8 protein-coding genes are annotated in these 13,617 nt (G+C 71.4%); 5 read left to right on the top strand and 3 right to left on the bottom strand.

Annotated elements, in window-relative coordinates:
• Window positions 1–67: 67 nt before the first annotated feature.
• Window positions 68–5,530: an ATP-binding protein gene (locus JMF97_RS25890; RefSeq protein ID WP_203223879.1), complete on the bottom strand. Its 5,463-nt coding sequence runs from the start codon at window positions 5,528–5,530 to the stop codon at window positions 68–70.
• Window positions 5,531–5,807: 277 nt separating this feature from the next.
• Here JMF97_RS25890 and JMF97_RS25885 point away from each other — a divergent pair, with 277 nt between their 5' ends.
• The 5 genes from JMF97_RS25885 to JMF97_RS25865 all read left to right on the top strand — a co-directional run bounded on the left by JMF97_RS25885 (window position 5,808) and on the right by JMF97_RS25865 (window position 11,540).
• Complete coding sequence (locus JMF97_RS25885; RefSeq protein WP_203223878.1) at window positions 5,808–6,254, top strand: helix-turn-helix transcriptional regulator; 447 nt, start codon at window positions 5,808–5,810, stop codon at window positions 6,252–6,254.
• 37 nt (window positions 6,255–6,291) lie between these two features.
• A complete protein-coding gene (locus tag JMF97_RS25880; protein ID WP_203223877.1) occupies window positions 6,292–8,676 on the top strand; it encodes an ATP-binding cassette domain-containing protein in 2,385 nt (794 codons plus the stop codon).
• A 54-nt stretch (window positions 8,677–8,730) separates the two neighbouring features.
• On the top strand, window positions 8,731–9,141 hold the full coding sequence (locus JMF97_RS25875; protein ID WP_203223876.1) for a VOC family protein: 411 nt from the start codon (window positions 8,731–8,733) through the stop codon (window positions 9,139–9,141).
• 115 nt (window positions 9,142–9,256) lie between these two features.
• Window positions 9,257–9,781: a hypothetical protein gene (locus JMF97_RS25870; RefSeq protein WP_203223875.1), complete on the top strand. Its 525-nt coding sequence runs from the start codon at window positions 9,257–9,259 to the stop codon at window positions 9,779–9,781.
• 175 nt (window positions 9,782–9,956) lie between these two features.
• On the top strand, window positions 9,957–11,540 hold the full coding sequence (locus JMF97_RS25865) for a GGDEF domain-containing protein (RefSeq protein ID WP_203223874.1): 1,584 nt from the start codon (window positions 9,957–9,959) through the stop codon (window positions 11,538–11,540).
• Between the two features lie 38 nt (window positions 11,541–11,578).
• Here JMF97_RS25865 and JMF97_RS25860 read toward each other — a convergent pair whose 3' ends face one another.
• Both JMF97_RS25860 and JMF97_RS25855 read right to left on the bottom strand, forming a co-directional pair.
• Window positions 11,579–12,145 (bottom strand): nucleosidase, encoded by a 567-nt coding sequence (locus JMF97_RS25860; RefSeq protein ID WP_203223873.1) that lies wholly within the window; start codon window positions 12,143–12,145, stop codon window positions 11,579–11,581.
• A gap of 59 nt (window positions 12,146–12,204) precedes the next feature.
• Complete coding sequence (locus JMF97_RS25855; protein WP_203223872.1) at window positions 12,205–13,542, bottom strand: glycoside hydrolase family 18 protein; 1,338 nt, start codon at window positions 13,540–13,542, stop codon at window positions 12,205–12,207.
• Window positions 13,543–13,617 lie beyond the last annotated feature (75 nt).

Here is a 13,617-nt window from a genome sequence, read left to right as displayed (position 1 = left end):
GCCCCCACCGACATCGGTGGGGGCGGCTGTCGTGTGTCCTGGCGGGCCGGCGCGAGAGCCGTCCCACCTACCGCAGGTGCGCCTCGATGGCCTCGATGATGCGGGGGCGCAACTCGGCCGCGCGGATGACGGCGTCGACGGAACCGACCTCGACCGCACGGTGGATGTTGTGCACCCGGTCGAACTCGGCGGCCACCTCGCCGAGCTTCTCCGCCCGTACCGACGAACGCAGCTCGTCGAGTTCCGCGGTCAACGTGGCACGGTCGGTGCCGGAGGCGGCGGCGACCCGGGCCTGCATGTCCCGTACCCGGGCATCGGCGGCGGTACGGGCGTCGACGTCGCGGGAGAAGACCACGGCGGCAGCCGGGGCACCGCCCAGCACCGAGGCGAAGGAGCCCTCCAGCGCCAGCACCGTCATGTTCGGGTTCAACGCCTTGGAGAAGACCACGAACGCGCCACCGTGGTACCGCGAGATCACGCAGAACACGATGGGCCCACGGAAGTTGACGATCGCCCGGCCGATCTCGGCGCCGTACTCCAGTTGCAGCTTGCGCATCGACTCCGGTGAGCCGTCGAAGCCGGACAGGTTGGCCAGCACCACCAGCGGCCGGTTGCCGCTGGCCGCGTTGATCGCCCGCGCGGCCTTCTTCGACGACCGGGGGAACAGGGTGCCGGCCGTGTAGGTGTCCGGGCCGTCGGTGGGCGGGAAACCGTGCCGGGGCACCGACCGCGACTCGATGCCGAGCAGACACACCGGGATGCCACCGAGGTGGACGTCCTGCACCACCGCGGTCTCCGCGTCGGCCATCCCCGCCCACCGCTCCAGGACCGGGTGGTCCTGGTCGGACAGGGCCCGCATCACCGTACGGATGTCGAACGGCTTCTTGCGGTCCGGGTTGGCCTCGGCGGAGAAGATCTCGCCGACGGTGGTGAAGTCGCTGCCGGCCACCGAGTGCGGGAAGTCCGAGATGTCCCGGTCGACCGGGTCGGTGGTGCTGGTCCGCCGAGGCGCTGCCTCACCCGGCACGACGTACGTGTGGTCGTAGTGCGCCATCAGCACGTCCCGCGCGGCGGGCAGGTTCGGCGCCCAGTACTGCGCCTGCCCGTTCGGGCCCATCACCCGGTCGTAGCCGCCGATGCCGAAGTTGTCCTCCGCGGAGACGCCACCGGAGAAGTCCAGCGACTGCTTGCCGGTGAGCACCATCGCCGAATCCGGCGTCATCACCAGCACACCCTTGGTGTGCATGAGCATCGTGGCCTCGGCGTTCCAGTACGGCTGCGCGCCGACGTTGATGCCGGCCACCACGATGTTGATCTCGCCGCCGTCCTGGGTGAACTCGACGATCCGCTTGAGCGCCGCCGCCACCCAGTCCATGTTCTCGGTGCCCGAGGTCATCGAGATGCGGGCACCGGCGGACAGCGCGTACCACTCCAGCGGCACCTGCATCCGCTCGGCCAGATCCAGGGCGGCGATCACCCGGCGGCACTCCGGCTCCGACAACGCGCCGAGCGCCTTCGTCGGGTCGCCGAGCAGGATCACCCGGCTGATGCCCTCCGGGTGCCGGGCGGTCTTCGTGCTGACCACACCCGCGACGATCGCCGCGCTGTTGCGGCCCTTCGGCCGGTCCACCGGCACGAGCGTGTGGGTCTCGTCGAGGTCGTACTCGACGAAGTCGCCGAGCAGTCGGGTCAGTTCGTACGGGTAGACGGTGTTGCGGCTGCTGGCCCGCAGCACCTTCAGCCGGTAGTCGTCCAGCGGCTCGATCGGCTCGATCGGCGGCTCACCGACGGTCAGCTCGGCACCGCCGGTGGCGTCGAAGGCGATCCGGATCCCGACCTTGGTCAACTGGCCGGTGGCGCGGTCGCGCTGCCGCGCGATGAACAGGATCTCCTCCAGCCCGGCGCCCGCCGTCGTCGGGCGTACCCGCCCGGCGATCATCTCCATCTCGGCGCGGGTCAGGCCGCTCGGCGGCCACACGTAGATCACGATGCGGTTGGTGTTGAAGCGGGTCTTCGACGGTTGCAGGGCCCGGGCCCGGCGGATCGAGTCGAGACAGGCCGCCACCGCGTCCTCGGTGGTCGGCAGCGCGACCAGTCGACCGTCGTGGTCGCGCAGCTCGGTCAGGTCGCGTACCTGCGCGAACGCGACGAGCCGGTCGTCGGACGGGTTCTCCCGGGCCGCGCACTGGAACAGGTAGACCTCTTCGTCCGCCGACGGCAGCCGGGTCAGGTCGAACTTGCGCAGCCGCTCCAACTGCATCCGCTGCGCGATGTACGGGTGCAGACCGCGGATCAACCGCTCCTCAGCCATCCCGGTGCTCGCCGGACGGAACGTGAAGTGGTGGTGCATGACCGCCCCGCCGCTGCCCGCGACGGTGGCGGTGAGTCGGCGTACCTGCGGTGGCAACGGCTGCGCGTTGATCACCGCGAGCAGCGCCGCCGCCATCGCGTCGAAGTCCTCCGGCTGGTTCTCCCAGGCCAGGTAGATGTCGGCGTTGACGGCCTCCTCGTCGGCGGCCAACTCGGCGAGCCCGCGCAGCGCGTCGCCCAGCGCGTCGAAGCCGACCGCGGCGGAGACCAGCGACGAGTCGGCCCGCTCGGCGACCACGAAGGTGCAGCCACCCACCTCGTGGGCGCGTACGCCGATGAGCTGCTTGTTGCCGTAGTACCGGCGGGTCAGCACCTCCAGCATCACCGTGTTGTCGAGGTGGTCACGCAGCAGTCGCTGGCCGAGCAGCCGGACCAGCGGCTCGGTGCTGCGTACCATCGCGGCGATCCGGTCGGCCCGGTCCGGCGCGTCCGGGTGCGCGTCCAGGTGGCGCAGGTGCTTGCGGACCTCCGCGTAGACGCGGGCCCGGTTGCGACGCAGCAGCGGTTGGGCGAACCAGGCGAAGACCACTCCCCGGGCGAGGTCGGCGATCACCGGGAAACGGACCTGTGTGGCGGCCAGCAGCCGCTCCAGGGCCAGCCCGATCGGCTCGCGCAGCGACTCCTCCGGCGGCGGCTCCTGAAGCCACGCCCGCAGCAACGCCGTGACGACGGCGGCGTCGGCGGAGGCCCGCTGCTGGGCGAGGAAGATCCGGAAGACGGCGGCTTCGAGGTCGCCGCAGCGGTCCAGTTCGGTCACGCCGTAGTGCCCGAGGGCCCGGGCCAGCTTGGCCTGGAAGGTGGCGGGCAGACCGGCCCGCTCGACGTCGAGGCTCTGCAGGTAGGTGTGGAAGTACTCCCGGTCGCTGTGCACGTGGGGGCTGCCACCGTCCTCGCCGGTGGGCCGGTTGCGGCTCAGCTCGGCGAGGTCGGCGAAGACGTTGAGCAGGTCCAGTTCCTCGGCCAGCGGCCGGTGACCGTCCTCGGTGGCCTCCTGCCGGGCGACCAGGTAGTCGTCGAGCACCCGCCGGTCGTTGTGCGGGTCGACGTCGAAGCCGAGCAGCAGACCGCGCAGATCCTCCTGGCCGCGACGGGCGCGGGCCAGCGCCGGGACCTGCCCGGGGGCGGTCGGCAGATCCAGTTCGACGGCGGGGCCGGCCGGGTCGGCGCCGGGCTCGGCGTCGTCGTCGGCGATCGGGTCCAGCCGCAGCAGCGGCGCGCCCGCCTCCACCTGACTGCCCACCGAGACCGCGCACTCCTTGAGCCGCGCCCGGAACGGCGCCCGCAGCACCGTCTCCATCTTCATGGCTTCCAGCACCAGCACCGGCGCGCCCGCCTCGACCTCCGCGCCCACCGCCAACGGCGTGGCGACGACAAGCGCGGGCATGGGCGCCCGGAGCACACCGCCCTCGTCCCGGCTGACCCGGTGCGTCACCCCGTCCACCTCGACCAGGTGGATCGGCCCGTGCGTGGCGGTGAGCAGGCGGTGCTGGGCGCCGTTGACGACGATCTGCCCGGTGTGCCTGTCGAAACGGTCGAGTTCGACGTCCGCGGTACGGACCTCGCCGCCGACCTCGATCCCGACCCGGAACCGGTGCGCACCGGTACGCGCCACCCGCATGCGGTAGCCGACGCCGCGCAGCTTGAGGTCCAACGGTCGACCGCCGACGTGCTGCACCTGTGGGCGTCCACCGGCCGCCGTGGCCAGCAGCCGGTGCCGCTCGCCGCGCTCCTCTTCCTCGTACGCCTCGATGGCGGCGGCGGCCAGCGCGACGGCGGAGTGCCGGTGCCCGACGAGCCCACCGGCGCCACGGACCCGGTCGATCCAGCCGGTGTCCGCGCTGGCCTCGATCACCTCGGGCTGGTCGAGCAGGTCGAGGACGAAGCTCTTGTTGGTCGCGCCACCCTCGATGATCACCGTGGTCTCGGCCATCGCCCGACGGAGTCGACCGAGCGCCTCGTCGCGGTCCCGACCGTAGGCGATGATCTTCGCGATCATCGAGTCGAAGTCGGCCGGGATGGTGTCACCCTCGCTGATGCCGGTGTCCACCCGGATGCCCGGGCCGGCGGGCAGGTCCAGCCGGGCCACCCGGCCGGGGGAGGGGGCGAAATCGCGGTCGGGATCCTCGGCGTTGAGCCGGGCCTCGATGGCGTGCCCCCGCTCGACGGGCGCCTCGCCTTCCAGCCGTCGACCCGCCGCCACCCACAGCTGCGCCTTCACCAGGTCGAACCCGGTGGTGGACTCGGTGATCGGGTGCTCGACCTGGAGTCGGGTGTTGACCTCCAGGAAGGCGAACAGCCGGTCACCGGGGTGGTAGAGGAACTCGACGGTCGCCGCTCCCCGGTAGCCGACGGCCAGCGCCAGCCGCTCGGCCGACGCCTTGAGCTCGGCTGCCTGCTCGGCGCTGAGGACCGGCGAGGCCGACTCCTCGATGATCTTCTGGTTGCGCCGCTGCACCGAGCAGTCGCGGACGCCCAGCGCCCAGGCGGTGCCCTGACCGTCGGCGATCACCTGGACCTCGACGTGTCGGGCGCCGGTGACCAGGCGCTCCAGGAAGACCACCCCGCTGCCGAACGCCCGTGCCGCCTCCTGGCTGGTGCGCTCGTACGCGTCGGCCAGCTCGGCCTCGCTGGTGATCACCCGGATGCCGCGCCCACCACCGCCGGCGGTGGCCTTGAGCATCAGCGGGTAGCCGATCTCGGCAGCCGCCGCCCGCGCGGCGTTGAGGTTCTCGACCGCGCCCCGGCTCCACGGCGCGACCGGCACACCCACCTGCTCGGCGAGCAGCTTCGCACCGATCTTGTCGCCGAGTTGGCGCATCGCCTCCGGGCTCGGCCCGATGAAGGTGACACCGATCTTCTCGCACAGCTCCGCGAAGGCCGGATCCTCGGCGACGAAGCCCCAACCGACCCACGCCGCGTCGGCCCCGGTCGCCACCAGGGCGCGCTCCAGGGTCGCCAGGTTGAGGTACGGCCGCGCGGAGGCGGGGCCGAGCTCGTAGGCCAGGTCCGCCTCGCGTACGAAGGTGGCGGTGCGGTCCACGTCGGTATAGAGGGCGACGGTCTCGATCCGTGTCCCGGTCTGCGCAGCCAGTTCTCGGGCCGCGTGAATGAGCCGCATGGCGGCCTCACCCCGGTTGACGATGGCGATACGGCTGAACACCCGACCGACCCCTCCGGTAGACCTGTGACGTACGGTGCGCCGAGGACGGCAGCCCCGGCAGTGAACACTGTTCTGCCTGAGAACGGGTAGCGCCATGCCGTAACCGCCGAAGCCTGCGCGGCCGGGTTGTAGGAACCACACAAAACCTTTTGGTGTCTTCGCCTCAACTGCGCGATCCGGTCCTTGACCTCCTCGCCCCCGGTCGGCACGAGAACGACACGGCGGGGCCGTCGCCGGAAGTGGGCAACTGCCGGTGCGCCATGGCACGATTTCGCGGGTGACCAGCAGAGCCTCGGCCGAGCAGCTGCGGGACCTGGCGCGGCTGCGTCGGGTCCGGGACCGGATCGACCGTGAGTACGCTCAGCCGCTGGACGTCGAGGCGCTCGCCCGTGGGGTGAACATGTCGGCCGGTCACCTCAGCCGCCAGTTCCGGCTCGCCTACGGCGAGTCGCCGTACGCCTATCTGATGACCCGGCGCATCGAGCGGGCGATGGCGCTGCTGCGTCGTGGCGACCTCAGCGTCACCGACGTCTGTTTCGCGGTCGGTTGTGGCTCGTTGGGCACGTTCAGCACCAGGTTCACCGAATTGGTCGGGGTGCCGCCGAGCACCTACCGGCGTCAGGCGCTCACCGGCGCCGCGGAGCTGCCCGCGTGCGTGTCGAAGCAGGTGACCCGGCCGATCAGGATTCGAGAAGCGTCGGTGGGCCGGCCGCAGCTAGCGTGACCGGCGCACACGAACGTTCACGGGGATGGAGAGATCGATGAGCAGGACCACGAGCGCGGGCGCCCCGTCGTCGCACGTCGCCGACAGCCACGACCTGATCCGGGTGCACGGCGCACGGGAGAACAACCTCAAGGACGTCAGCATCGAGATCCCCAAGCGCCGGCTGACGGTGTTCACCGGGGTCTCCGGCTCGGGCAAGAGTTCGCTGGTGTTCGGCACGATCGCCGCCGAGTCGCAACGGCTGATCAACGAGACGTACAGCGCCTTCGTCCAGGGCTTCATGCCGACCCTGGCGCGCCCCGAGGTCGACGTGCTCGACGGGCTGACCACCGCGATCATCGTCGACCAGGAACGGATGGGCGCGAACGTCCGCTCGACGGTCGGCACGGTCACCGACGCCAACGCCATGCTGCGGATCCTGTTCAGCCGGCTCGGTCAGCCGTACATCGGCTCGCCGCAGGCGTTCTCCTTCAACGTGGCGTCGATCAGCGGCGCGGGTGCGGTCACCATCGAGCGCGGCGGCGCCACGACGAAGGAGCGCCGCAGCTTCACCATCACCGGCGGCATGTGTCCCCGCTGTGAGGGAATGGGCCGGATCAGCGACTTCGACCTGTCCGCGCTCTACGACGACAGCAAGTCGCTCAACGAGGGCGCCCTGACCATCCCGGGCTACAGCGTCGACGGCTGGTACGGCCGCATCTTCAGCGGTAGCGGCTTCCTCGATCCGGACAAGCCGATCCGCAAGTTCACCAAGCGCGAGCTGAACGACCTGCTCTACAAGGAGCCGACCAAGATCAAGGTCGACAACGTCAATGTGACGTACGAGGGCCTGATCCCGCGGATCCAGAAGTCCTTCCTGTCCAAGGACCGGGAGGCGATGCAGCCGCACATCCGCGCCTTCGTCGACCGGGCGATCACCTTCGGCACCTGTCCCGACTGCGGTGGCACCCGGCTCAGCGAGCTGGCCCGCTCCTCGAAGATCGACGGGCGCAACATCGCCGACCTCTGCGCCATGCAGATCAGCGACCTGGCCGAATGGGTCCGGTCGCTGGACGCGCCGTCGGTGGCGCCGCTGCTGACCTCGCTCGGGCACACCCTCGACTCGTTCGTGGAGATCGGTCTCGGTTACCTCTCCCTCGACCGGCCGTCGGGCACCCTCTCCGGTGGCGAGGCGCAACGCACCAAGATGATCCGGCATCTCGGGTCGTCGCTGACCGACGTCACCTACGTCTTCGACGAGCCGACCGTCGGGCTGCACCCGCACGACATCGCCCGGATGAACGACCTGCTGCTGCGGTTGCGGGACAAGGGCAACACGGTGCTCGTGGTCGAGCACAAGCCGGAGACCATCGCGATCGCCGACCACGTCGTCGACCTCGGCCCCGGCGCGGGTACGGCCGGCGGCTCGGTCTGCTTCGAGGGCACCGTCGAGGGGCTGCGGGCCAGCGGCACCCTCACCGGTCGGCACCTCGACGACCGGGCCAGCCTCAAGGAGAGCGTACGGACCGCCACCGGCGCGCTGGAGGTCCGTGGCGCGGCGACGCACAACCTGCGCGACGTCGACGTGGACATCCCGCTCGGCGTGCTGGTCGTCGTCACCGGGGTGGCCGGCTCGGGCAAGAGTTCCCTGATCCACGGCTCGGTTTCCGGGCGCGACGGCGTGGTGGCCGTCGACCAGACCCCGATCCGGGGCTCGCGGCGCAGCAACCCGGCCACGTACACCGGACTGCTCGAACCGATCCGCAAGGCGTTCGCCAAGGCCAACGGGGTGAAGCCGGCGTTGTTCAGCGCCAACTCCGAGGGCGCCTGCCCGACCTGCAACGGCGCCGGTGTCATCTACACCGACCTGGCCATGATGGCCGGGGTCGCCACCACCTGCGAGGACTGCGAGGGCAAGCGGTTCCAGCCCGCGGTGCTGGAGTACCACCTCGGCGGGCGGAACATCAGCGAGGTGCTGGCCATGTCCGTCACCGAGGCTGAGGCGTTCTTCGGCAGCGGTGAGGCTCGTGTCCCGGCCGCGCACGCCATCCTGGCCCGGCTGGCCGACGTCGGGCTCGGCTACCTCAGCCTCGGCCAGCCCCTCACCACCCTCTCCGGTGGTGAACGGCAGCGACTCAAGCTGGCCACCCACATGGCGGAGAAGGGTGGCGTCTACGTGCTCGACGAGCCGACCAGCGGCCTGCACCTGGCCGACGTCGAGCACCTGCTCGGGCTGCTCGACCGGCTGGTCGACGCCGGCAAGTCGGTGATCGTCATCGAGCACCACCAGGCGGTCATGGCGCACGCCGACTGGATCATCGACCTCGGTCCCGGCGCCGGCCACGACGGCGGCCGGGTCGTCTTCGAGGGCACCCCCGCCGATCTCGTCGCCTCCCGCGCCACCGTCACCGGTGAGCACCTGGCCGGCTATGTCGGTCGGTGAGGTGGTCAGGAATCGAGAAGCCGCATTGGTCCGGGCGCGATTAGCGTGACCAGCATGAACATCACCATCAACGCGAGCTTCCTGCCGCACACCGACCCGGAGGCGGCGCTGGCCTTCTACCGCGACATCCTCGGCTTCGAGGTCCGCCTCGACGTGGGGCACGGTGGGATGCGCTGGATCACCGTCGGTCCGCCCGGACAGCCCGACACCTCCATCGTCCTCACACCGCCGGCGGTCGACCCCGGCATCACCGCCGACGAACGCGCCACCATCGCCGAGATGATGGCCAAGGGCACCTACGCCGGCATCCTGTTGGCCACCCCGGAGCTGGACAAGACCTTCGACCGGCTCCAGGCCGCCGACGTCGAGGTGGTCCAGGAGCCGACCGACCAGCCGTACGGGCGACGCGACTGCGCCGTACGCGACCCCTCCGGCAACCTCGTCCGCATCCAACAGGTGCCCTGAACCCACCGAAGCCGTCGTTGTGGCAGCGGAGCTGGTCCGCACCCCGGGTGCCGGCCAGCTCCACTGCCACAACCAGGCGGGCGGGGTGGGAATGGGGAGTGGTTAGGCTGCGGGGGTGGGCGAGGAGGGGCGGTGGCTGGCGGAGCGGGTCGACCGGCTCGCCTTCACCGATCTGAGCACCGACCAGGTCACCGCACTGTTGGTCGACACCGTCGCGGACTGGGCGCAGGGGCGCGGCTGGCGGGTCTACCGGCGGGCGCCGAGCGTACTGCCGCTGCCGCCGCCGATGTCCGCCCAGCAGTCGGTGCTCGACGTGGCCTGTGCCCGCCCCGACGGGCCGCCGGTCGTCGTCGAGATCGACCACGGCACCCGCCGCCGCACCTGGGAGAAGCTGCTCGCCGAGGCGGAAGCCGGACGGATACCGCTCTGGCTGCGCTGGGGCACCGGCCGCTTCACCCCACCGCCGCCACCGATCCAGATGGTGACCTGCGAGGTGACCGTCCGGCCGGATCCGGCCGGACGGGGCCGGGTGCACACCCGGCTGCCCCGGGCCGAGAAACAACCACCGGCCCACTCCGCGGTACGGCTCGGTGACCCGGCCGCCGTCGAACTGCCGCTGCCACCGATCACCTCACCGTGACCCGGGCCTGCTTGGTTGAGGCGCGCCGCATCGCCGAAACGGCGGGGTGCGTGGCGGTGTGAGACCGCTGTTTCGGCGGAACGGAGTTGATCACCGCGCTGGCCGGTGACTCCCCGAAGCGAGGCCGTTGCCGTACCATCGGGCTGATTTCCTACCTGGCCGGTGCGGAGGCCGCATGGACGAGGTGACCCTCGGGGCGCTCCGCCTCCTTGAGGAGGCGCAGGCCGGTGGCGCGGCGCAGGTGTTGACCGCCGCGGAGTCGGCGCTTCGCGAACCCACCGGGCAGATCGCCGACGGCCCGGCGGCGATGCACTTCGCCCGCGTGGTGGCCCTGACCCGCCTGGGTGACCTGCGGGCCGCGATCGACGCGGCCGACCTGATGCTGGCCGCCGCCGACCGTGAGGGCAGCGCCGGCTGGCGGTCCTGCGCGCTGTCGCTGCGGGCGACCCGGCGGCTCCGCCTCGGCGGCCAGGACCTCGCCGAGTACGACATCGAAGCGGTGCTCCGCGATCTCGTCAGCGCGGAAACCGCTCTGCTGGCCGACGAACCCAACCCGGTGATCACGGGCAACGCGCACACCGGGATCGCGATCGGCTACGCCCAGCTTCGCCTCTACGAGCTGGCCGCACCCCAGTTCGAGGCGGCCTACCAGGCGACCCGGCGCGCGTCCTATCCGGACAACGGCAACCGGGCGATGTGGCTGTGCAACCTCGCCGAGCTCAACCTGATCTGGGCGTTGGAGCTGTACCAGGTCGGTCAGATCGCCGAGGCGGAACGGCACACCACCGCTGCGGAGGAGTACGCGATGCGGGCGGTCGCCGAGGCGTCCGGCCCGAAGGCGGAGGTGTGGCGGCTCTCGGCCCTGCTGTACGCGGCGTGCTCCCGAGCCGACCGGCAGGACCCGGCCGCTGCGGCGGTCGACATTCCCCGCTACACCAACCTGCTGCGCATCCACGGACTGCCCGAACAGCATCAGGAGATCCTGCTGTGCCGGCCCTTCCACGCCGTCGCGCTGCGCCGCTCGGGGCGACCCGAGGAGGCGCTGCGGGTCATCGAGGAGGCCGTCGCCCTGCTGTCACCCGAGACCGACTGCCTGATCTCGGCGGCGGTGCACCGTACCCACGCGGTGCTGCTGGCGGCGACCGGCTCGGCCGGTGCGAGACCCGGGCTCACCTACGGCGACACCCTCGCCGAGTTGCTGTGGCGGCAACGGCACCACTGGCTGCACACCGCGATGACGATGCAGGCGTACGACGCGCTGCGGTGGCAGCACGAGCAGGCCGAGCGGGCGGCGCAGACCGATCCGCTGACGGGTGTGGCGAACCGCCGTGGTCTCGACAGGTTCCTGCGTGCTCTGGCCCATCCCGACGCCGCCGACCACCCGGTGGCGGTGCTGGCGGTGGACATCGACCGGTTCAAGCACATCAACGATTCGCTGGGCCATTCCACCGGCGACGACGTGCTGCGGGCGGTGGCCCACCTGCTCACGACGAGCGTGCGGCAGGGCGACTTCGTGGCGCGGTTGGGCGGGGACGAGTTCGTCGCCATCCTGCCGGGCGCGGACGCCACGCTGGCCCGGCTGGTGGCGCAGCGGACCGTGGAGGCCGTGGCCGGTCTGACCGCCTGGCCGGCGCAGGTCAGCGTCGGGGTCGCCTGCGGCCCGGCGTACTGCCTGGAGCAGGCGCTCAGCCACGCCGACAGCGCGATGTACGCGGCCAAGCGGGCGGGCGGCAACCGGGCCAGCTGCCTGGCGGTCTGACCGGCCCGGCCGCTGCCGGGTTGGGGGGCTGATGTGGCTCAGAGGTGGTCGCGGACCCAGTCGGCGAGCTGCCGGGCGCACTGGTCCACCGACTCCTGCCAGGTACGCGCCGCCCCGTCGCCGGCCTCGTCGCTGACCTGCTTGATCAGACGGACCGGTACGCCGAACCGCTGGGCGGTCGAGGCGACCGCGTAGCCCTCCATGTCGACCAGGTGGGCGCGGGTGGCCAGGGCGGCGCGGGCGTCGTCGTCGGCGATGAACTGGTCGCCGGTGGCGAGCACCGGGCCGTCGCCGAGGGCCAGCGGTGCCCCGACGGACTGACCGGTCAACCGGCGGAGGAAGTCGGTGTCCAGGTCGTGTTGCAGGACGCTGCCCACCTCGTGGGTGCCGGCCCAGCCGGGTTGCAGCGCGCCGGCGGTACCGAGGTTGATCACCGCCGCGGGCAGCGGTGTGCGGGCCAGGGTCGCCGCGACGGCGGTCGCCGCGTTGATCTTGCCCATGCCGGTGAGCAGCACCGGCAGGCGCGCATCGAGGTGGGCGGCCTCCTCCGCGAGGGCCAGCACGAGCAGCGGGCGATCAGGGCTGATCGTTCCTCGAAGATCCATCGGGCGATGGTAGCCGGAGGCCGGGGCCGGCCAGCGGTGCCGGCCGGTCCCGGTGACGGCTACCGCGTCGTCAGTCCGAGGCTGATCGTCCTGGTCAGGGTGGCGTTGTCGTCGTCGCCGTCCAGCGACCAGATCATCGCCCCGCCCAGCCCGGTCCGCCGGATGTAGAGCGTCTTCTGGAGCACCACCGCCGGATCGTCGTACGTCCAGAAGGTCGTACCGTCGAACAGCCAGGCGTGCCCGGCGCGGAGGTCGCGGTGCACGGTGAAGCCCTTGCCGGTCAGCGTCTTCAGCTGCTTGTAGTCCTCGTAGCCGGCGGCGTGGGTGGCGGGTGCGGGCCCGGTGGCGGGCCGGAACAGGCCGTTGCCGCCGCCGGTGACGCCGGTCCAGCCCTGACCGTAGTAGGGGATGCCGAGGACCAGCTTGGCCCGGGGCGCGCCACGGGCGAGCCAGCCGTCGACGGCCACCTCGACGGAGAAGTCCGGGCTGCCCGGTGCGCCCCGCGGCACCCGCAGCGCCGACTGCTGGTTGGTCACCGTCTCCCAGGTGCCGTGGAAGTCGTAACCCTGCACCGTGGCGAAGTCCAGGTACTTGAAGATCTTGCGGCCCTCGTACCCGGCGTCCATGGTCGCCGGGTTGGCCGGCAGGAACGCGGTGAGCGGGTGGTGTCTGCGGGTCGTACGACCGTAGGCGTCGAGTTGCCGGCGGAACTCGGCGAGCAGCTTGGTGAAGTTCTCCCGGTCCTCCGGGCGGATCACGTTGCCCGGTTCGCCGGGCCAGTTCGGCCACTCCCAGTCGAGGTCGATGCCGTCGAACACCCCGGCGGCGGCACCCGGTCCGCCGCTGCCGCCGTCGAGGATCGGCAGGTTGCCCTTGAGGTAGAGGTCGATGCAGGAGGCCACGAACGCCTTGCGGCTGGCGTCGGTGCGGGCGGCGTTGGAGAAGTACGTCGACCAGTTCCAGCCGCCCAGCGAGATCAGCACCTTGAGGTCGGGGTGCTTGGCCTTGAGCTTGGCCAGCTGGCCGAAGTTGCCGTTGAGCGGCTCGCCCCAGGCGTCGGCGACGCCGTCGACGCTCTCCTCGGCGGGTACCGGTCGCTGGTAGTCGGCCCAGGCGTCACCCTCGCCCGGTCCACCGTCGACGAAGCAGCGACCATCCTCGCTGACGTTGCCGAACGCGTAGTTGATGTGGGTGAGCCGGGCGGCCGCACCCGAGGTGTCGAGCTTCTTGACCGGGAAGGCCCGGCCGTAGATGCCCCACTGGGTGAAGTAGCCGACCCGGTGGTACCCGGCACGGCGGTGCTCGCCCGCGCTGGCGGTGCTCGGCGGCGCGGCGGTGATCAGCAGGGTGGTCAGGGCGACGAGGGCGGTGAGGCGGCGGTGGCGGAACGGTCGCATCGGCACTCCCACGAGGGATGAAGCGAAATCAGTAAAGAGACCTTCCTGATCGATGAAGCTAGGCGGATCATCGCC

Origin of the sequence: Micromonospora fiedleri (genome assembly GCF_016774385.1) — a bacterium.
GTDB lineage: Bacteria > Actinomycetota > Actinomycetes > Mycobacteriales > Micromonosporaceae > Micromonospora > Micromonospora gifhornensis.
Note: the sequence above shows the minus strand (reverse complement) of the source record. Positions and strands in the feature narration are given on the sequence as shown.